The organism is Aeromicrobium sp. CTD01-1L150, assembly GCF_041951745.1.
In the GTDB taxonomy this organism is placed as follows: domain Bacteria; phylum Actinomycetota; class Actinomycetes; order Propionibacteriales; family Nocardioidaceae; genus Aeromicrobium.
Map to the genome: position 1 here is coordinate 551,892 of NZ_CP169555.1, position 18,271 is coordinate 570,162.

At 69.5% G+C, this 18,271-nt stretch carries 17 protein-coding genes; 11 read left to right on the forward strand and 6 right to left on the reverse strand.

Translation table 11 applies throughout. The annotated features are described in order from the left end of the window. Positions 1-24: 24 nt before the first annotated feature. From purM to ACEVFP_RS02665, 5 genes are all read left to right on the forward strand, one after another. Positions 25-1,101: a phosphoribosylformylglycinamidine cyclo-ligase gene (purM, locus tag ACEVFP_RS02645; protein WP_375001795.1), complete on the forward strand. Its 1,077-nt coding sequence runs from the start codon at positions 25-27 to the stop codon at positions 1,099-1,101. Positions 1,102-1,269: 168 nt separating this feature from the next. Next, the gene (locus ACEVFP_RS02650; RefSeq protein ID WP_375001796.1) at positions 1,270-1,449 is read left to right on the forward strand and encodes a DUF3073 family protein; all 180 of its coding nucleotides are present in this window, start codon (positions 1,270-1,272) and stop codon (positions 1,447-1,449) included. 272 nt (positions 1,450-1,721) lie between these two features. Beyond that, the gene (locus tag ACEVFP_RS02655) at positions 1,722-3,026 is read left to right on the forward strand and encodes a PQQ-binding-like beta-propeller repeat protein (protein ID WP_375001797.1); all 1,305 of its coding nucleotides are present in this window, start codon (positions 1,722-1,724) and stop codon (positions 3,024-3,026) included. Positions 3,027-3,151: 125 nt separating this feature from the next. Further along, positions 3,152-4,501 (forward strand): PQQ-binding-like beta-propeller repeat protein, encoded by a 1,350-nt coding sequence (locus tag ACEVFP_RS02660; RefSeq protein WP_375001798.1) that lies wholly within the window; start codon positions 3,152-3,154, stop codon positions 4,499-4,501. Next, positions 4,498-5,811: a hypothetical protein gene (locus tag ACEVFP_RS02665; RefSeq protein ID WP_375001799.1), complete on the forward strand. Its 1,314-nt coding sequence runs from the start codon at positions 4,498-4,500 to the stop codon at positions 5,809-5,811. The genes ACEVFP_RS02660 and ACEVFP_RS02665 overlap by 4 nt, the downstream gene beginning before the upstream one ends. Positions 5,812-5,856: 45 nt before the next feature. Here ACEVFP_RS02665 and ACEVFP_RS02670 read toward each other — a convergent pair whose 3' ends face one another. The 3 genes from ACEVFP_RS02670 to ACEVFP_RS02680 form a co-directional block, all read right to left on the reverse strand. Continuing rightward, positions 5,857-7,029 (reverse strand): Glu/Leu/Phe/Val dehydrogenase dimerization domain-containing protein, encoded by a 1,173-nt coding sequence (locus ACEVFP_RS02670; protein WP_375001800.1) that lies wholly within the window; start codon positions 7,027-7,029, stop codon positions 5,857-5,859. 208 nt (positions 7,030-7,237) lie between these two features. Continuing rightward, a complete protein-coding gene (locus ACEVFP_RS02675) occupies positions 7,238-8,074 on the reverse strand; it encodes an SDR family NAD(P)-dependent oxidoreductase (protein ID WP_375001801.1) in 837 nt (278 codons plus the stop codon). Next, positions 8,071-8,721 (reverse strand): TetR/AcrR family transcriptional regulator, encoded by a 651-nt coding sequence (locus ACEVFP_RS02680; protein WP_375001802.1) that lies wholly within the window; start codon positions 8,719-8,721, stop codon positions 8,071-8,073. Before ACEVFP_RS02680 ends, ACEVFP_RS02675 begins: the two co-directional genes overlap by 4 nt. Before the next feature lie 70 nt (positions 8,722-8,791). Here ACEVFP_RS02680 and ACEVFP_RS02685 point away from each other — a divergent pair, with 70 nt between their 5' ends. Further along, complete coding sequence (locus tag ACEVFP_RS02685) at positions 8,792-9,679, forward strand: sterol desaturase family protein (protein ID WP_375001803.1); 888 nt, start codon at positions 8,792-8,794, stop codon at positions 9,677-9,679. A gap of 26 nt (positions 9,680-9,705) precedes the next feature. Here the strand turns inward: ACEVFP_RS02685 and ACEVFP_RS02690 are convergent, their stop codons facing one another. The 3 genes from ACEVFP_RS02690 to ACEVFP_RS02700 form a co-directional block, all read right to left on the reverse strand. Continuing rightward, positions 9,706-11,475, reverse strand: a complete 1,770-nt coding sequence (locus ACEVFP_RS02690; RefSeq protein ID WP_375001804.1) for a DUF429 domain-containing protein — start codon at positions 11,473-11,475, stop codon at positions 9,706-9,708. Between the two features lie 91 nt (positions 11,476-11,566). Continuing rightward, entirely contained in the window at positions 11,567-12,322 is a 756-nt protein-coding gene (locus ACEVFP_RS02695; RefSeq protein WP_375001805.1) for an SDR family oxidoreductase, read from the reverse strand. Positions 12,323-12,403: 81 nt separating this feature from the next. Continuing rightward, entirely contained in the window at positions 12,404-12,853 is a 450-nt protein-coding gene (locus ACEVFP_RS02700; protein ID WP_375001806.1) for a hypothetical protein, read from the reverse strand. Positions 12,854-13,106: 253 nt separating this feature from the next. On the opposite strand from ACEVFP_RS02700, the gene ACEVFP_RS02705 reads away from it, so the two are divergent. The 5 genes from ACEVFP_RS02705 to ACEVFP_RS02725 are packed head-to-tail and all read left to right on the forward strand — an operon-like array spanning position 13,107 to position 18,271. Next, a complete protein-coding gene (locus tag ACEVFP_RS02705) occupies positions 13,107-13,946 on the forward strand; it encodes an MlaE family ABC transporter permease (protein ID WP_375001807.1) in 840 nt (279 codons plus the stop codon). 10 nt (positions 13,947-13,956) lie between these two features. After that, positions 13,957-14,823, forward strand: coding sequence for an ABC transporter permease (locus ACEVFP_RS02710; RefSeq protein WP_375001808.1), 867 nt, complete (start codon positions 13,957-13,959; stop codon positions 14,821-14,823). Positions 14,824-14,871: 48 nt separating this feature from the next. Continuing rightward, entirely contained in the window at positions 14,872-15,678 is an 807-nt protein-coding gene (locus tag ACEVFP_RS02715; RefSeq protein ID WP_375001809.1) for an ABC transporter ATP-binding protein, read from the forward strand. After that, positions 15,678-16,910 (forward strand): MlaD family protein, encoded by a 1,233-nt coding sequence (locus tag ACEVFP_RS02720; RefSeq protein ID WP_375001810.1) that lies wholly within the window; start codon positions 15,678-15,680, stop codon positions 16,908-16,910. The genes ACEVFP_RS02715 and ACEVFP_RS02720 overlap by 1 nt, the downstream gene beginning before the upstream one ends. Further along, positions 16,907-18,271 (forward strand): MlaD family protein, encoded by a 1,365-nt coding sequence (locus ACEVFP_RS02725; protein WP_375001811.1) that lies wholly within the window; start codon positions 16,907-16,909, stop codon positions 18,269-18,271. The genes ACEVFP_RS02720 and ACEVFP_RS02725 overlap by 4 nt, the downstream gene beginning before the upstream one ends.

Sequence of the window (18,271 nt, forward strand, 5' to 3'; positions counted from 1 at the left end):
TTGCTCCTGCGCGGACGTGATCGCATGACGGACGCCTCCTACGCCGCGGCCGGCGTCTCGATCGAGGCCGGGGACCGCGCGGTGGAGCTCATGAAGGAGTGGGTCGAGAAGTCCCGGCGGCCCGAGGTCGTCGGGGGCATCGGCGGGTTCGCCGGCCTGTTCGACGCGAGTGCCCTGAAGAGCTACCAGCGGCCGCTGCTCGCCACCTCCGCTGACGGCGTGGGCACCAAGGTGGCGATCGCGCAGGCCATGGACGTCCACGACACGATCGGCTACGACCTCGTCGGCATGCTCGTCGACGACCTCGTCGTCTGCGGCGCGGAGCCGTTGTTCCTCACCGACTACATCGCCTGCGGTCAGGTCGTGCCCGAGCGCATCGCCGATGTCGTCAAGGGCATCGCGCAGGCGTGCGCCGAGGCCGGGACTGCCCTGCTGGGCGGCGAGACCGCCGAGCATCCCGGCCTGCTGGGTCCGGATGAGTACGACGTCGCAGGCTCCACGACAGGCGTCGTGGAGGCTGAGCGGCTGCTCGGTGCCGAGCGGGTCCGCGCGGGTGATGCTGTCGTGGCCATGGCGTCCTCCGGGCTGCACTCCAATGGCTACTCACTCGTGCGCCACGTGCTGCTGCGTGGTGCCGATGAGGGTGGGGCCGGCTGGAGCCTGGACCGTGAGGTCCCCGAGCTCGGCTGCCGGCTGGGAGAGGCCCTGCTGACACCGACCCGCCTCTACACGCTGCCATGCCTGGCGCTCGCCGAGGCATCGGACGTCCATGCCATGTCGCACGTGACCGGCGGTGGGCTGGCCGCCAACCTCCAGCGGGTGGTGCCCGAAGACGTCTCGGTGCGGGTGGACCGCTCCACGTGGACACGGCCGGCGATCTTCGACGTCGTGGCCGACGTCGGCCGGGTGGCGCGCACGGACCTGGAGGAGGCGCTCAACATCGGCGTCGGCATGGTGGCCGTGGTGGCCGCGGACGCCGCGGACGCCGCGGTCCGGCACCTGGGTGAGCACGGCGTGCAGGCATGGATCGTCGGCGACGTCGCCGAGGCGGGGGTCCACGGTGAAGGCGGCACCGTCACCCTGATCGGCGATCACGCCTGAAGGCCGGCACGGCTCCGTGCGCTCGGTCAGTCTGACCAAGGCTCTGGCGGGTCGGCAGGAGCGACACGTCACCGACTCCGATCGCCCCGGTGGCGAAACTCTGGGTGGACTTCGGTAGTGTTGTCGACACGACAATACTGACTATTTCTGTGCGAGGGGGTCGGACCCATGGGGCGCGGCCGTGCTAAGGCAAAGCAGACGAAGGTTGCACGCAACCTCAAGTACCGTACTTTCGATCCGGACTTCGATGACCTGCAGCGAGAACTGCACGGCGAGTCCGGCGATCCGATCCCGGATCAGTACGCCGACCTCGCCGAGGAACAGCGCGAGGACCGCCCAGCCAGCTAGTGCCAGCTGGTCCCGGTGCCGCCGGGGCTGTGGACCACGACTGGTCCCCGGACGTGATCGACTCACTCCCGGGGCCGGGTGTGGGCCGAGGGCGTCCTGAGTCTGCCTTGGTGCACCTGGCGCCCGAGGTGCTGGCGTACCCGGTCGAGGCGGCCGTCGACGGCTGACGCGGCACGCCCGGAGCCCCAAGGGGTTCGCCTCGCGGCCACTGGGTGCAGATGGCGACAGCCGGGTGAAAGCCGGCTGAAAGCGACCGCCGCCACAGTGAGCGCATGCGCTTGTTTCTTCGCGGCCTCGTGACGGCCGTCGCGGTCCTGGCTCTGCTCCTGGTGGCCGCCTGTTCTGACAGTGAGACACCGACCAGGTCGCCCGACGGCGACGACCTCGCCGGGCTTGAGACATTGACCATCGAGTCCGAGCCGACCTGGACCATCAACGTCAGGACCGGCCACCGGATCGCCTTCCACGACGACGTGGCGGTGGTCGCCGAGGACGGCGTCGCGGGTGGCATGGGCCGCGACGTCATCGTCCTCGACGCCGCCACCGGCGAGGAGCGTTGGAGGCACGGAGAGGGCGAGATCCCCGGCCTCGACCGTGCGCTCCCCGTTCCGAACGGCAGTGCTGTCGTTGGCGACGAAGGCGACGAGGTGGTCCTGGTCGGCTACTCCGCCCCCAGCTGCCAGAGCGACCCGTGCCTGTCGGACGACCCGGCCGAGCCCGAGGCGGGGGTCGCCGCGCTCGACCTGCGTACCGGTGAGGTCCGCTGGAGCCGCCCCACCGTCACGTTGCCGGCTGCCAGCGACCAGCGGATGCGGATCGCCAGCGGCAGGCACGGTGGTCCGCTCGTGGCCATCGGCCCCTTCGACGCCGGTGGCCCGCAGGACCCGGGTGCCTACCGGTCGATGGAGCTCGACCCGGCCACCGGTGAGACGGTCTGGGAGGCTGAGGGCGTCATCGCCCGCTGGGTGCTCGATGACCGGGTGATCGCGCTGGCGCCCGTCGGGCCGGAGGTCCCGCCCCAGCTACGCACCGAGCTGGGTGTGCCGGTGGCGTTGGACCGCGACTCCGGTGACGAGCTGTGGCGAGCCGCCGTGGAGGAGCCAGCGGGATGGGTCGGAGCAGGCGGCGACCATCTGGTCGTCACGCCGGCCGCTACCCCCGACGTGCGCCACATCATCGACCTGGAGGACGGCTCCGATGCCGGTCGCGTGGAAGGGCTCGACGACACCGTGCCGAGCACGGTCGACTCCGAGACCGGGATGCTGGTGTTCTACCGCTACGGCGAGCATCAGCAGCTGTTCACCCAGCTCCTCGGGACCGAGGAGTCAGAGACCGAGGCCGAGGAACCCGTCGCCTGCACCGGCAAGGCCGAACGGACGGCCGGCACGGTCGCTCATCTCGGCTACATCGACTGCGTGCAGCGCGACGACACCGGTGAGCCGGTGACGGTCTTCCTGGACCGGAGGGGGAACGAGGTGAGCGATCAGCTGCCCGGCACGGCGCTTGACCTGACCGACGACCACTACGTCGCGACCACGCTCGGCGCGGGGATCGCGGTCTACGCCCGCACCTCCTGAAGGCACTGCCATGCGACCGTATCCCCACGCGCGAGCCCGCACCGCCCGCACCGCCACCGAGGACCACGCCATCGCCGGGGCCGACGAGACCAGGATCGTCGTCCACCGGCGGGTCGGGTGAATCCATGTCCGATCGACGCTTCCTGGCGGTGCTCCTGACCCTCGGGGTCCTGACCGCCTGCACCGGCGGCTCCGGAGCACGCGACGACTCCCGAGGGCCCGAGGAGCCGGTGATCACCGCTGCGGTGGATCTGGAGCCGTCGGTGATCGAGGCCGACCCGCTGTGGACGTGGGACAACCAGAGCGAGCCGGTGGGGATCACCGACATCTCCCTCCACGGGGACCTGGCGGTGGTCGTCGGGGACGAGGGGGCTGACGGCAGGAACGAGTTCAGCGTGGTCGAGGCCGGTACCGGCCGCCCGCTCTGGTCCATGTCGGACCTGGACCCCATCGAGGCGCTGGACGCCAGCTTCGTCGGGAGCAGGGGGATGTCGGTGACCGGCGAGCCCGGTGAGGAGCTCGTGGTGGTGGGCTACTACTCTCCCGACTGCGTGAGCGAGCCCTGCCCGCCGCCGGGCCGGCAGTCGCCGGAGACCGGCGTGGCAGCACTCGACCTACGCACCGGTGCACTGCGGTGGACCTACCCGGCCATCGCCTCGGTCGATGAACAGGCCGACCCCGATCGGTCGGGGGAGGTGACCCTGCGCATCCAAGGGGACTCCCGGGGCACGCCACTGGTGACGATCGGCCCCGTGAACGGCCTGGTCGGCGAGCAGCCCAGTGATCCTGAGCTGTTCAGCGTCGTCGCGCTGTCATCAGGCAGCGGAGAGGAGCTGTGGTCGGTGCCGGAGGTGAGCGCCGGCCGGGTGTTCGGTGACGTCGTCGTCGCGTTCGCGCCCCCGCCGGGACCGAGTGGCACGCTGACCGGCGGCACCGGTGGTCCGGTCGTCATCGACCTGGCCACCGGTGAAGAGCGCTGGAGCCTCGCGGAGCAGTTCCCCAGGGCAGAGATCCTCGGAGCAGGCGGCGGTCAGCTGACCTTCCTGACCAGGGCCAGCCACTCCAGCCTGACGCACCACGTGGTCGATCTTGCCGATGGCACGGTGCTGCACGAGCTCGACACCCCCCTCGGCATGGCGGCCGTGGACCCGAGCACGGGAATGCTCGGCTACCGCACCCAGGAGAACCTCGACCAGCTGACCACCGTGCTGCCGGACGAACCGGGACCGGCGCTCACCGGCACCAAGTCGCCTCATCGGTCGGGGCCTCCGCTGCTGGCCCACGACGGCTATCTTTTTCTGCACGACACTGCTGAGGACGAGACCACCGTGGTCGACCGCTCCGGCGCGGTGCACCAGGAGGGTCTGGACGGCTGGCCGGTGTCGGTGACCGAGCACTACCTGGTGCTGCGGCAGGGCTCCGGCGACGACGCCACCATCGCCGTGCATGCCCGTACGACCCCAGCAGAGCAATGAGGGCAGCTCTCGCGACCATCGCCGCCCTGTTGGCGCTCGCCGCCTGTACCGGCACAACGGACGAGCGGCCCGGGCCGGCCGAGCCGGTGATATCCCAGCCGGTCGGGCTCGACCGGGTGACGGTCGAGGACGAGCCGGCCTGGACCGTGGCGCTCGAGAACGCCGACCGCTATCAGCTCACGTTCCACGATGACGTCGCGGTGTTGCTGCGCGATCCCGCCAGCATCGGTATGGACGTGACGGTGCTGGATGCCGATACCGGCGACCGGCTCTGGAGCCGCAAGCTGGGGGAGGTTCCGGGCTTCGAGGGTCATCACGTCGAGACCATCGGCGCCGGCGCGGCGGTGGCGGGCGCCGCCGGCGAGGAGGTGGTGCTGGTGGGCTACTACGTCCCTGACTGCCTGACCGAGCCCTGCCCGCCGGCGGGCCGCCAGTCGTCCGAGCGCGGTGTGCTGGGTCTCGACCTGCGCACCGGCGAGATCCGCTGGACGTACCCGGCCGTGCCATCGGTCGACAAGGACGGCGAACCCGATCGACACGAGGCGCTGCGGTACCGGACGTTGCGCATCGCCGGCGGACCGCAGGGCGGGCCGCTGGTCGCGGTCGGGCCGTTCGAGGGTTCCGGTGAGCGGATCGACGATCCCGAGGCCTACCACTCGGTGGAGCTGGACCCGGGCACCGGCGATGAGGTGTGGTCGGCGACCGGAGTCATCGCCCGTCTGATGCTCGACGATCGGGTGATCGGCGTGTCGCCGCTGCCGCTACCTGCCGAGAGCAGCGGCCGCCCGAGCAACCTGGGCGCTCCGGTCGCCGTCGACCGGCGTACCGGACAGGAGCTCTGGCGGCACGTCTCGGACCGGCAGGCGAGGCTGGCGGGCACCGGACAGGGACAGCTGATTCTCACTCATCTCGACGACGAACGGATCGTCGAGGTCATCGACGGCTCGGATGGTTCGCTGACCCGGCGGATCGACGGAGCATGGGGCGACCCGCCACCCGGCGCGGTCGATCCGGAGTCGGGGCTGTTGGTCTACCGGGATCCGGATGAGCCTGGTCGTCTGTTCAGCCTGCTGCCCGACGAGGAGGAGGTGCCAGCTCGTTCCGGCGCGGCGGTGGACTGCTCCGGGGCGAAGCGGGTCTGGCAGGGCTACATCCAGTGCCTCGACCAGGCTGAGCTGACCACCACCGTGTACGACCGCTCGGGCACTGCTGTGAGCGAGGTGCTGCCCGGTCTGGTCGTGGCGCTGAGCGATGACTACTACGTGTCCACGCAACAGGACGGCGTCATCGCCGCCTACGCCCGCCGGTGACCCGGACGCGACTGATCGATCCGGGTGGGTGCGAGCTCGGTGAGGTCACGGCAGATGGATCTGCCCGAGACGCCCGATGGTGCGCATCCGCTGCTCGGCCTCGCGGTCGGCGGCCTCGGCGGTGGTGAGTCCGTCGCTGGCCGCACGCTCCAGGACGGCGAGCGTGGAGTCGTAGATCCCGGTGGCGCGGGCCTTGGCCCTCTCGAAGCTGAAGCCCTGGGGGTCGAGCTCGTCGGCGACCTGGATGACGCCGCCTGCGTTGACGCAGTAGTCCGGGGCGTAGGTGATGCCGCGGTCGGTGAGCAGCTTGCCGACGCCGTCGTGGGCGAGCTGGTTGTTGGCGCCTCCGCAGACGATGGTGGCCGAGAGCGCGGCCACGACATCGTCGGTGAGGGCACGCCCGAGGGCGCACGGGGCGTAGATGTCGAGGGGTTCGGCGATGAGGGCGTCGGTGGACTCCACGACGCGCACGTGCGGGTGGCGAGTGGTGACGGCTTCGAGCGCGTCGCGGTCGACGTCGGTGATCACCACGTGCGCGTCCTCGGCGACCAGGTGGTCGACGAGGTGCTTGCCGACCTTGCCGACCCCGGCGACGCCCACGCGCCGGCCGGCGAGAGCGGTGGAGCCCCACGTGTGCTGGGCCGAGGCGCGCATGCCCTGGTAGACGCCGAACGCGGTGAGGACGGAGGAGTCGCCGGCGCCGCCGTGCTCCACGGTCCGGCCGGTGACGTAGGAGGTCTCGCGGGCGATGACGTCCATGTCCACGCTGAACGTCCCGACATCACACGCGGTGTAGTAGCGGCCGGCGAGGGACTCGACGAAGCGTCCGTAGGCACGCAGCAGCGCCTCGGACCTCAGGGTGTGGGGGTCGCCGATGATGACGGCCTTGCCGCCGCCGAGGTCGAGGCCGGCGAGCGCATTCTTGTAGGCCATCCCCCGGCTGAGGGCGAGGACGTCGGCGAGGGCGTCGGACTCAGTGGCGTACGGATGGAAGCGGGTGCCGCCGAGGCCCGGGCCGAGGGCGGTGGAGTACAGACCGATGATGGCCTTGAGTCCGCTGGCCTCGTCCTGGCAGAAGACGACTTGCTCGTGATGGTGGCCGAAGACGGACTCATCGCTCGCCCCGGCAGGGGTGCCGGGCCCTGGGCGGCTGGCGGTACTGGCAGGGGTGCCGGGCCCTGGGCGGCCAGAAGGAACAGTGCTGCTGGGAGTGCTCACGGTGGTTGCTCTCTCGTCGTGGTCGTCGAGCCTCGGCGATGGTGGGCCGCTGCTCCGGGTCGGCCACGGGGTGGTGTGGCCTATTGGCGATGGTACGCCGTCCTGGCCCGGAGAGGAGCCTCTCCTGCAGGACGGGTCGACCTGTGGGGGCAGTCCTCCCGGTCTGTGAGCCCTGGCCCCCAATCGAGTCGTCGTTGGGGGCCAGGGCTCACGAATCGGGGCGAGTGCGCCGGGCGAGGCGTTTGTCCATGCGTCGGATCTGGGGAGTGACGACCTTGGTCAGGACGCCCGGGAGCACCGACATGCCGGCCTGCGCGGCGGCACCCCCGAGGCTCGTGACCCGTGTCGGCCGGTCCACGACAGCCTTCACGATCCAGCGGCCGGCCTTGTCAGCCGTCATCATCGGCATCGCCGCGTAGATCGACGTCGCGCTCGACATCTCGGTGCGCACCATCGGGAAGTGCACGATCGTGGTGGTGACTCCCTCGTGGCCGTGCTCGGCCAGCAGCGACCGGGCGAACGACTCCGCCGCCGACTTGCTGCCCAGGTAGGCCGAGAACAGCGGGATGGGGACCTGGGTGGACATCGTCGAGCTGAACACGACGTGCCCGCCGCCGTCGCCGCGTCGGGCCTGGTCCAGGAAGCGGGGCATGAGGGCGAGCGTCAGACGCACCGCGCCGATGTAGTTGATCGCGATCGTGCGTTCGTAGTCGTGCAGCCGGTCCAGCGACTCACGGATCGGGCGGCGAATCGACCGTGCGGCGTTGTTGACCAGGACGTCGATGCGCGGGTGGTCGGCGAGCAGCTGCTCCACCACGGCGGCAGTGTCGGCGTCGTCGGTGAGGTCGACGGGGTACGCATGGACCGTCCCTCCTGCGCCGGTGTCCTGTGCCGCTCGGACCCTGGCGGCGACCGACTCGAGCTCCTCGGCGCGTCGGGCGAGCAGGCACACCGTCCAGCCGTGCCGGCCCAGCTGGACGGCTGCCTCGGCGCCGATGCCGCTGGACGAGCCGGTGATGACGACGACTCCCGGTGGGCGGCTCATGGGGTCCCCCTCACGTTCTGCGCATCCACGAACAGTGCTCCGACGAGACGACCGACCCGCTGGACCATGGCCTCGGCGGACTCCTCGGGATGGGCGACCCACCAGCCCATCAGGGAGTCGACGATGCCCAGCCACGTGGCGGTCATGGCCGAGACGTCGAGCTCGTCGTCCAGGCCGGCCAACGCCAGCAGCTCCGTGACGCCCTCGTGGGCGAGAGCGGTGATCCGGGTCGTGTGCGTCTGCCGGATCCTCGTGATCTCACCGGTGATGGGCGCCGTGGGATCGTGCAGGAGTCGCCACACGTGCCGGCGGTCCTCCAGCACGGCGAACATGCCGTCGAGCGTCCGGATGCCCCGCTCGATGCCGACGCTGCCGTCACGGGCGATGCGCTCGATCTCGGTGCCGAGCAGGTGTCCGGCGGCGTCGAGGCAGGCGGCATACAGGCCCTCCTTGGAGCCGAAGTACTGGTAGACGAGCGGTTTGGAGATGCCGGAGTCCGCGGCCACCTGTGCAATTCCTGTGGCCGCGTACCCCCGTGTCCCGAAGGCGACGCTCGCCACCTGCAGGATCTGTTGCTCTCGCTCGGCGCGCGGGACGCCCTTGGTGCCGGCGCGACGTGTGCCGGTGCGGGCAACGGGAGTGGCCATGCCAACGACCCTAGCCCGCCATCTGATCAGGTGGTAACTTACCTCAGAGTCATATCACCGAGGAGAACCCATGCACGAGCTGCTGGACCCCATGAAGAACCCGGTGACCTACGCGGCGCCCTTCTTCCTGCTGACCATCGTCATCGAGATGGCAGCGCTGCGGTGGCTGGATCACGACGACAACGTCACCGGGTATGCCCTGAAGGACGCCCGGACGTCGATCTCGATGGGCGTGGGGTCGCTGTTCTTCCTCACCGTCTTCAAGGTGGTCTCCTTCGTCGGCTTCATCGCGGTGTACACGCACCTGGCGCCGTTCCACCTTCCGGTCGACACGTGGTGGTACTGGGTGCTCGTCCTGCTCGGCGTCGACCTGGGCTTCTACTGCCACCACCGGTTCAGCCACCGGGTCCGCATCGGCTGGGCCGGCCACCAGGCGCACCACTCCAGCGAGCACATGAACTTCGGCACCGCGCTGCGGCAGAAGTGGAACCCTTGGTTCGAGTTCTTCTTCTGGCTGCCGCTGCCCCTGCTGGGCTTCTCTCCGTGGACGCTGTACGTCGCGTTCGGCTTCAACCTGATCTTCCAGTTCTTCGTGCACACCGAGGTCGTCGGCAAGCTGCCGCGGCCGATCGAGCTGGTGTTCAACACCCCGTCGCACCACCGTGTCCATCACGGCAGCGATCAGGAGTACCTCGACAAGAACTACGGCGGCATGCTGATCATCTGGGACCGGCTGTTCGGGACCTTCACCGAGGAGAAGCAGACGCCGACGTACGGCCTCACGTACAAGGTCGAGACCTACAACCTGCTCAAGCTCCAGTACGGCGACTACGTCCAGATGGTTCGCGACGTCCGTGGCGCGACGGGCCTGGTGAACAAGCTGGGCCACGTCTTCGGGCCGCCGGGCTGGCAGCCGCGGGCCGAGCGTGAGGACGAGGTCGAGGTGCCGAGCCGCTGATCCCGTGACGAGGCCCTCACGTCAGCTCATCCAGGGTCCGCCGGCGCCCGCAGCTTGGCCAGACGCGCCTGCAGCAGCTCGCCACGATGGCTGTTGCCGTGCAGACCGAGGTAGCGCTCGCCGAAGACGGCCAGCAGGGCGTCGTCGAGTCGCCGGACCGCTCCCGGCGGGTAGCGGTACCCGAGACGGGCGTTGATCGCAGCGCTGTCCACCGAGGTGAGCAGCCCGCCCAGCTCCTCCAGTGACGTCACCCCCAGCTCCAGCAGCAGCCCGGAGATCCAGGAGTAGTGGTCGGAGCGGGACCATTCGGCGTCGCTGTAGTGGGACGCGAGGAAGCTCGCGAGGGCGGGTGGGCTGATGCGGGGGTCGTCGGGGTCGACGTCCGGCTGCGCGGCGGTACCAGCCCGCAGCCGGTCGCGAATGGTGGAGAACTCCCGGTCGGCGAGCTCGAGCAGACCGGCCGCGAGGGTGAACCGCCGATCGAGGTCGGGAGCCTGCTCCTCGGGGATGGTGCCCTTGTAGCGGATGTCGTGCTCGAACTCCGCCCACGCGTGCTGGAGCACGGTGCGGAGCTGGACCTGGGCCTGCTTCTCACGCAGGACCTCGTGGCCGGAGACCTGGTCGCCGTGATCGGGTGCGGTCACCAGGAGGTGGCGGCTCGCATATCCCCAGCGACCCTCCTCGGCGGTCTCACGCCCCATGTCGCGGTCGTCGAGCACCGTGAGCTGGTCGGCCAGCAGGTCGGCGACGGCGGCGACGTCGCTGTGCACGTACGTGATGACCCGCAGGCCGATCTGGTCGGTGATCTCGCGCAGGGGGTCGGTGAACACCGGACGGCCACCGCTCGTGCGGTTCGCCTTGGTGGCGAACGAGGCGACGCTCTTGGTCCGGCCGCTGACGCTCAGGTAGTTGATGCCGGCGTCGTCGAGCAGCCTCGTCACCAGCGCGACCACGTGCTCGGTGGTCTCGGCCAGCTCGGCGTGCTGCGCCGCGTACACCTGGACCGCGTGGTGGACGGGGCCACGATCAGGAGCGTGACGCTCCGGCTCGCGGGCCGACGGTCGGTGCCCTGCCGGCAGCGTCGGCGTCACGATGTAGCCGGTGGTGGCGTCGCCGTAGGTGGTGACGTCTCGTGGCCGGCGTTCAGTCAGCAGCGCCACGTAGGCGCAGACCACCGCGTCGACCTGGTCCTCGGCCACTCGGAGCTCGCTCTTGCGGGTGGCGCTGGAGGCTCGCTCCACCACGGTCCGCCAGTGGTCGTGGTCCAGGGACAGCGGGACCTCCGCCGTCGCCAGGCCCTCGAGCAGACTGATCAGTCGCAGCAGGTCGTGCTTGAGCCGCTCGAGTGGTCGTCCGGACTTGTTCTTGTACTTCAGGGTGCGGCCGAGCCGGAAGATCGCGACGGTCGCCGGGTGGGGGTACACCTCGATCGCCCGTCGTTCGGCGCTCGAGGTGGGGTCGATGTCGAGACCGAGCGATGCCGCGATGCGCGCTCCGCGTGGTTCCGGCGAGAAGCCGGGCCGGCTCGTGCTCGATGGATGGGCGCCGGCGTCGAAGCGGGCGAAGTCTCGGTTCAGGGCCTTCTCGCACGGGCGACTGCCCCTGTCGTTGGTGACGATCAGCGGGGCGTCGAAGGCCACGACGCAGGGCCCGGTGACGTACGGCGCCATGGCCGCCTCGATCGAGTCGTCGTGGGTCTGGGCCGACAGGTGCACCAGGCGACCGTCGGCGTCGAGCGACGCGACGCCGCTGGGGTTGCGGGACCCCCACGCGAGGTCGACGCCCACGAAGTACATGCTGGCACCGTATCCGCACGAGGCTGAGCGGCTCAGCGAGTGCGCCGCTGGAGACAGACTGCTGACTCCGCCCGCTCCGGCCCGATGCCGGTCACAGGCCGCGAGTGAGTCCTCCGTCGACAGGGAGCATGACGCCGGTCAGGTAGCCCGAGGCGGGCGAGAGCAGGAAGGCCGCAGCCCGGCCGAACTCCGCAGGATGCCCATAGCGACGCAGTGGGATGCCGGCCGCAGTGCGCTCGCGTGCCGCGGCGGCGTCTCCTGCGAGGGCATCCAGCTCACGGACCCGCTCGGTGTCGACGCGCCCCGGGAGCAGGGTGTTGACGCGCACGCCGCGCGGGCCGAGCTCGTCGGCGAGGTCCTTGGCGGCCATGGCCAGTCCCGGGCGCAGGCCGTTGGAGATGCCCAGTCCGGTGACCGGCTGCTTCACCGACGTCGAGAGGACCAGTGCGATCGATCCCTCCGCCTCGATGGCGTTCGCCACCGTGGTGGCGACCCGCAGCCCACCGAGGAATATGCTCTCGAACGCCTGGCGCCACTCGTCGTCCGAGCGCCCGAGGACGGTCCCGGGGGGTGGTCCGCCGACGCTCACCAGAGCACCGTGGACACCCCCGAACGTCTCCTGTGCCGCCTCGAGCAGGGCCGTGGCGGCGTCCGGGTCGGAGTTGTCCACGGCCACCCCGGTGGCTCGGCCACCCAGCGCGGCCACCGTGGCGTCGACCGAGTCCTGGCTCCGTGAGGAGAGCACGACGTTGGCCCCCTCGGCCACGAGCACCTCGGCCGTGGCGCGGCCGAGCCCGCGGGTGCCGCCGGTGACGATGTAGGTCCTGCCTGCGAGTCCCAGATCCATGCAGACAGCCTACGGAGTGTTGTCGCGGGCGTCGGTGCCTTGGTCGGGACTGGGGCGTTCGGCCGGTGGGACGACCCGACACTAGGCGAACGGGCGACCGTTCTTCCTGCGATCCTGCACCCAGCTCGTGCAGGCCCCCACCGAGATCGCCGTGGCCAGTGTCAGCGCGATCTGGCCGAGGTCGCGTCCTGCCTGGAAGGGCAGCACGAGGGGCAGCACCAGGAGGTACGCGCCGACGGCGGCGACGGCGCCGTGAAGCTGCGGCACCTTGGGTCGACCGATCCTGCGTGCTGCGACGACGAAGGCGAGCGCGGCGGTCGCCGTCAGCCACAGGGTGCCGGCCAGCGGCATGGTCAGGAAGCCCACCAGGGGAGCTGAGATCCCGCCGATCAGCAGCACACTGAACCCGGCGGATGCTCCCCGCACCGCGAACGGCACGTCGACCAGACCCGGACTACGGGTGACCGGCTTCAGCTTCGCACTGGAACGGCGGGGCGTCTGGGAGGCTGCCGGCCGTCGTCGGGCGCTCATGTCGGGACACCGCGACGCACCCTGGGTGAGCCGCCCCGGTTCAGGATCATGCGGCTCACGCTAACGGCGCAGCGGAGCCGTTGATAGGGGACAGATCGCCAAAAGGTCGGGCGCAGTTTGGTGCGATATGACAATGACGTGGCGCACGTCACCCGGTCAGGCTACGAGGCGTCCCTTCTGCCCACCTCTAGGCGGTGTCTCGGCACATGGCTTCGTCACGTCATGAACCACCTCGCACCATCGGTGTCCGCCGATGAGCGCCACGCCGAACTCGGCCACCAGGACCACCCGCACGAGCCGCCCGCGTGCCGGTGGCTCGCTGCGGTCGATGTTGGTCGAGCTCGGCGAGATGGGCCTGCTCAGCGTCCAGGTCGTCTGGATGGCGGTCCGCGGGCCGTTCGACTACGGCCGGGACACGTTGGACCAGATGTTCAGCATCCTCAAGCAGTGCTGGATCCCGATGGCCATCTCGTGCACCTTCTTCGGGCTGGGAGCGCCCGGCCTGCAGGGAGGGAACATCTACGACCTGTTCGGCATGCCGGAACGGCTCGGATCGTTCTTCGTCATGGCGAGCATTCGCGAGTTCGCTCCCTGGGTCAACGCGATGGTCGTCGCCGGCGTCGTCGGTTCTGCCATCACCGCTGACCTGGGCGCGCGCCGCATCCGCGAGGAGATCGACGCCATGGAGGTCCTCGGCGTCGACCCGATCCGGGCGCTCGTGCTGCCCCGGGTCGTCGCCATCACCATCATCACGGGCCTGCTCGACGTCATCGCACTGTGCTTCGGCCTGCTGGGCGGGTTCATCGCCGCGGTCCCCATCCTGGGCGCCAACGAGTGGGCCTTCTACAACAACCTGTTCGCCAACCTGACCACCCCGGACATCTGGGGCAGTGTCGTCAAGACCACCATCTTCGGCTTCATCATCGCCATCGTCTGCTGCTACAAGGGCATCTACGCCAAGGGCGGCGCGATTGGCGTCGGGCGTGCGGTCAACCAGGCCGTGGTCATCGCCTTCGCGATGATCTGGGTGGTCAACGTCGTGTTCACCAACATCCTGCTCGGGCTCAACCCCGACATGCAGGTCTTCAAGTGAGGCGGGACCGATGACGACACTCGACGATCGCCCCGACGGCACCACGCCCCCGCGCCCTCCGCGGCCCGCTGACACGGTGGTCTCGGCCGGCAGCGCTCTGCAGTCGGTCAAGACGGCGCTGCAGACCGGAGGAGAGATCATCCGGTTCTCCGCCCAGGTGACGCGCAGCCTGCCCGACGTCAGGACGCACTGGACGGAGGTCATCCGCCAGGCGGCGATCCTGATCCTCGCCAGCGGACTGATCATCTGGGGCATGCAGTTCGTCATGGGGACGATGTGCGGCACACAGGCGATCTACACGCTCAAGCAGGTGGGTGCCCCGATCTACTCCGGCATCTTCAACGCGTGGTGTGCCGTGCGTGAGCTCGTCCCCTACATGTGGGGGTACATCCTCGCGGCCAAGGTCGGCTGCGGGCTGGTCGCGGAGATCGGTTCGATGCGCATCTCAGAGGAGGTCGACGCGCTCGAGGTGATGGGCGTCGACTCCCGCAGCTACCTCGTGGGCACCCGCGTCGTGGCCGCCTGGATCGCGATGCCGTTCCTCTACGCCGTCAGCCTCGGGATGATGTCGCTCGGCGAGATTCTGGTGACCGTGTACTACATCGGCGGCGTCTCGCCCGGCGGCCACATGTACATCTTCTGGCTCTATCAGAACCCGTTCGACTTCATGTACTCGATGATCAAGGGCCTGACCATGGGCACCGCCATCGTCTTCGTGTCGTGCTACTACGGCTACACCGTGCGTGGTGGTTCGGTCGAAGTCGGCAAGAACACCGCCAAGTCCATGGTGCTGAACATGGTGCTCATCCACCTCATCGGAGCGCTCGGCACCCAGCTCTTCTGGGGGATGTCGCCCAATGCGCCCATCGCCAACTGACCGCCTTCGTGCCTGCGTGGCACTCGAGCAGACCGACAGGAAGGCCCGATGACCCTCGAAATCAACCCCGCGACGAATGTGGGGACCGACGTGGCCGAACGCGTCCACTCGATGGAGGTCCGCGACGTCCACAAGTCGTTCGGACCGTTCGACATCCTGACCGGTCTCAACCTCAACTTCGTCGACGACGCCATTACGACGATCCTCGGACCGTCCGGCACCGGCAAGAGCGTGCTGATCAAGCACCTGGTCGGCCTGCTGGAGCCCGACCAGGGTGAGGTGCTGATCTTCGGGGAGGACATCTGGCGCATCTCCAAGAAGGAGCGCTACGACCTGCGCAAGCGCTTCGGGGTCCTGTTCCAGGACGGTGCCCTGTTCGGCTCGATGAACATCTTCGACAACGTCGCGTTCCCGTTGCGCAAGCACACCGACACCCCTGAGGACGAGATCGGGGACATCGTGATGGAGCGGCTCGTCGAGGTGGGGCTCGAGGAGGCAGCGGCCAAGCTGCCGAGCGAGATCTCCGGCGGGATGCGCAAGCGTGCCGGGTTCGCGCGGGCCCTGATCCTCGGGCCGGACATCGTGCTGTTCGACGAGCCGGACTCCGGACTGGACCCGGTCCGCACGAGTCTGCTCAACGACGTCATCCTCGACATGCACGAACGACACAAGGGCACCTACATGGTGGTCACCCACGACATCCGGACGGCGCGCAAGGTCAGCGACTACGTCGGTGTCATCTGGAAGGGCAAGGCCGTGCACTACAGCGCGGCGGAGGAGGCGTTCGACTCCAGCGACCCGTTCGTGCGGCAGTTCCTCTCCGGAGACTCCGCCGGCCCCCTGGGGATGGACTGATGAGACGTCGACTGGTCGGGGTCGTCGCGGTCATCGGCATCGTGCTGGCCGGGGTGGGCCTGTACCGCTCCTCCGACGACGGCTACGACGTCACGATGGTGCTGCCGAACGCGAACAACCTCTTCGTGGGCGGCTCCGTCATGAGGGACGGCTACCAGGCCGGGTCGATCAAGGACATCGAGGTCGTCGACGGCAAGGCGCGGGTGCAGGTCCGGCTCGACTCGGACTTCGGCCGCCTCCATGACGGAGCGACCGCGCAGGTGGTCTGGAAGGCCTCACTCGGCGAACGGCTCGTGCGCATCGACGACGGTCCGGAGTCCAACACGGTGCTGCCCTCCGGCGCCATCCTGCCGGGCGAGCAGTCAGAGCCCGTGGAGGTCGACGAGGTGCTCGCCGCGCTCGATGAGCCCACGCGCGAGAAGCTCAGCTCCCTGGTGGGGAGTCTGGAGGAGACGCTCAGCGGTCGCGAGGACGAGGTCAAGGCGACGGTGGAGTCGGCCGGGCCGGCGCTGCAGTCGCTCGGCGCGGTGCTGCGTGAGGTCGGCGCCGACGGCGAGACGATCCGTCAGCTCGTCACCCAGCTCAACGGAACCATGAGCATCCTCGCCGAGCGGGACGAGAGCCTGAAGAGCATCGTCGACGACCTGAGCGCGACGACCGCGACGGCTGTGCGCGAGCGGGAGGCACTGGGCCAGACGTTGGACAAGCTCCCCGGCGTCGTCGGGACGGCCGAGACGACCCTCGGCAAGGTCCCCGACACCGTGGACGAGACCGTTCCGCTGCTCAACGACCTCGACCCCGCCACCGGCCGGCTGACCGGGGTCTCCAAGAACCTCAGGCCGCTCCTGGCCGACCTGCGGCCGACGGTCGCAGAGCTCGGGCCGACGCTGGAGTCTGCGTCCGACCTGCTGCGGCACACCCCCGGGCTGCTCGACACCGGGACGGCCACCCTGCCCGACGGTGACACCGCGCTCAACAGCCTGATCCCCGTCCTGGACTTCATCCGGCCCTACACGCCGGAGATCGCCGGGTGGACCGCCAACTGGGGCTCGGCGGCCGGCAGCTACGACGTCAACGGTCACTACACCCGATTCCTGATCCAGACCGGCGCCGAGGCACCGATCGGACTCACCTCGGCGCCTGGTCCAGGGGTGAGGCAGAACCTGACACCCGATCCTGGCGAACCGGTCGGCCAGCCCTGGACCGACGCCTATGGAAGTGAGATGAGATGAGAGCGCGAGTGGGGAAGGCTCCCGTGATCATCGTCGGGGCACTGGTGCTCGTCCTGGCCCTGGTCGCGTGGCGCGGCGGAGGTGACGACAGCACCACGGTGGTGGCGAAGTTCGCCTCGGCCGCCCCGTTGGTCGACGGCAACGAGGTCAAGATCGATGGCGTCGTGGTCGGCACGGTCGAGGAGATGACGGTGCGGGAGAACCTTGCCGAGGTCTCCATGAAGCTCGACCCCGAAGCCCTGCCGCTGCACGAGGACGCGACCTTCACCATTCGGCCCGTCTCGCTGCTCGGCGAGCGCTTCATCGACCTGGATCGAGGCGACCCTGCTGCGCCGGCGATGGATCTCGACGCGGCGGTCCCCGTGGAGCAGACGGGCACCAACGTCGGGCTCGATGAGGTGCTCAACACCGTCGACGAGCCCACGGGCGAGGGCCTGGCGGCACTGGTCACGACTCTCGGGGACGGGTTGCGGGGCAACGGCGAGAACGCCGACAAGACCATCAGTGCCCTGGCTCCCAGCCTCGAGGACACCCAGGAGATGACCGCGGTCCTCAAGGAGCACAACACCCTGCTCGCCTCGCTGATCGAGAACTTCGAGCCCGTGGCGCGCGCCTTGGCCGCCGACGACGGCAAGGCGTTGGACACGGTGGTGGGTTCCTCAGAACGGCTCCTGGCAGCCGCGGCGCGCGAGCAGAAGAAGCTCGACCGTACGATCGCCAGCCTGCCCAAGACCCTCGCTGCAGCATCGACCACCTTGGGTGAGCTGTCGGCCACGGCCGATGAGACCACCCCGACCCTCGAGCGCCTGCGGCCGCTCACCGACGAGCTCCCGACGATCTCCAAGGAGCTGGAGGCGTTGTCGGACTCGCTCGACCCGGCACTCGCATCGTCGCAGCCGGTGCTCGAGCGCGCCGAGGAGCTCCTGGAGGCGGCGGCCCCGGTGGCACGGGACCTGAAGGACGCGGGCCCCGACCTCGCGACCACCGTCGAGGGTGCTCGACCGGTCGTGGAGGAGCTGTCCGCCAACCGGGAGAACGTCTTCAGCTACATCCGTTACTGGGCCCTCACGACGAACGGCCATGACGGGCTGTCCCACTACTTCCGGGTCAACGCCAGCGTCAACCCCGACATGCTCACCGGTCTGCTCCCGGGTGGTGGCGAGCAGTCAGGGGACGGCGAGGACTCCGACGGGGAGGCCGTGCCCGACGTGGACGACCTCACGGACTCGCTGAAGGGACTCACGGGCGGGACCCTGCTCTCCTCGCCCGAGCCCGGCACGAAGGACGGCGCCCGATCCCCCACGGGACTGACCAAGAAGCAGGAGTCCAACATGGTCGACTTCCTGCTCGGAGGGAACTGA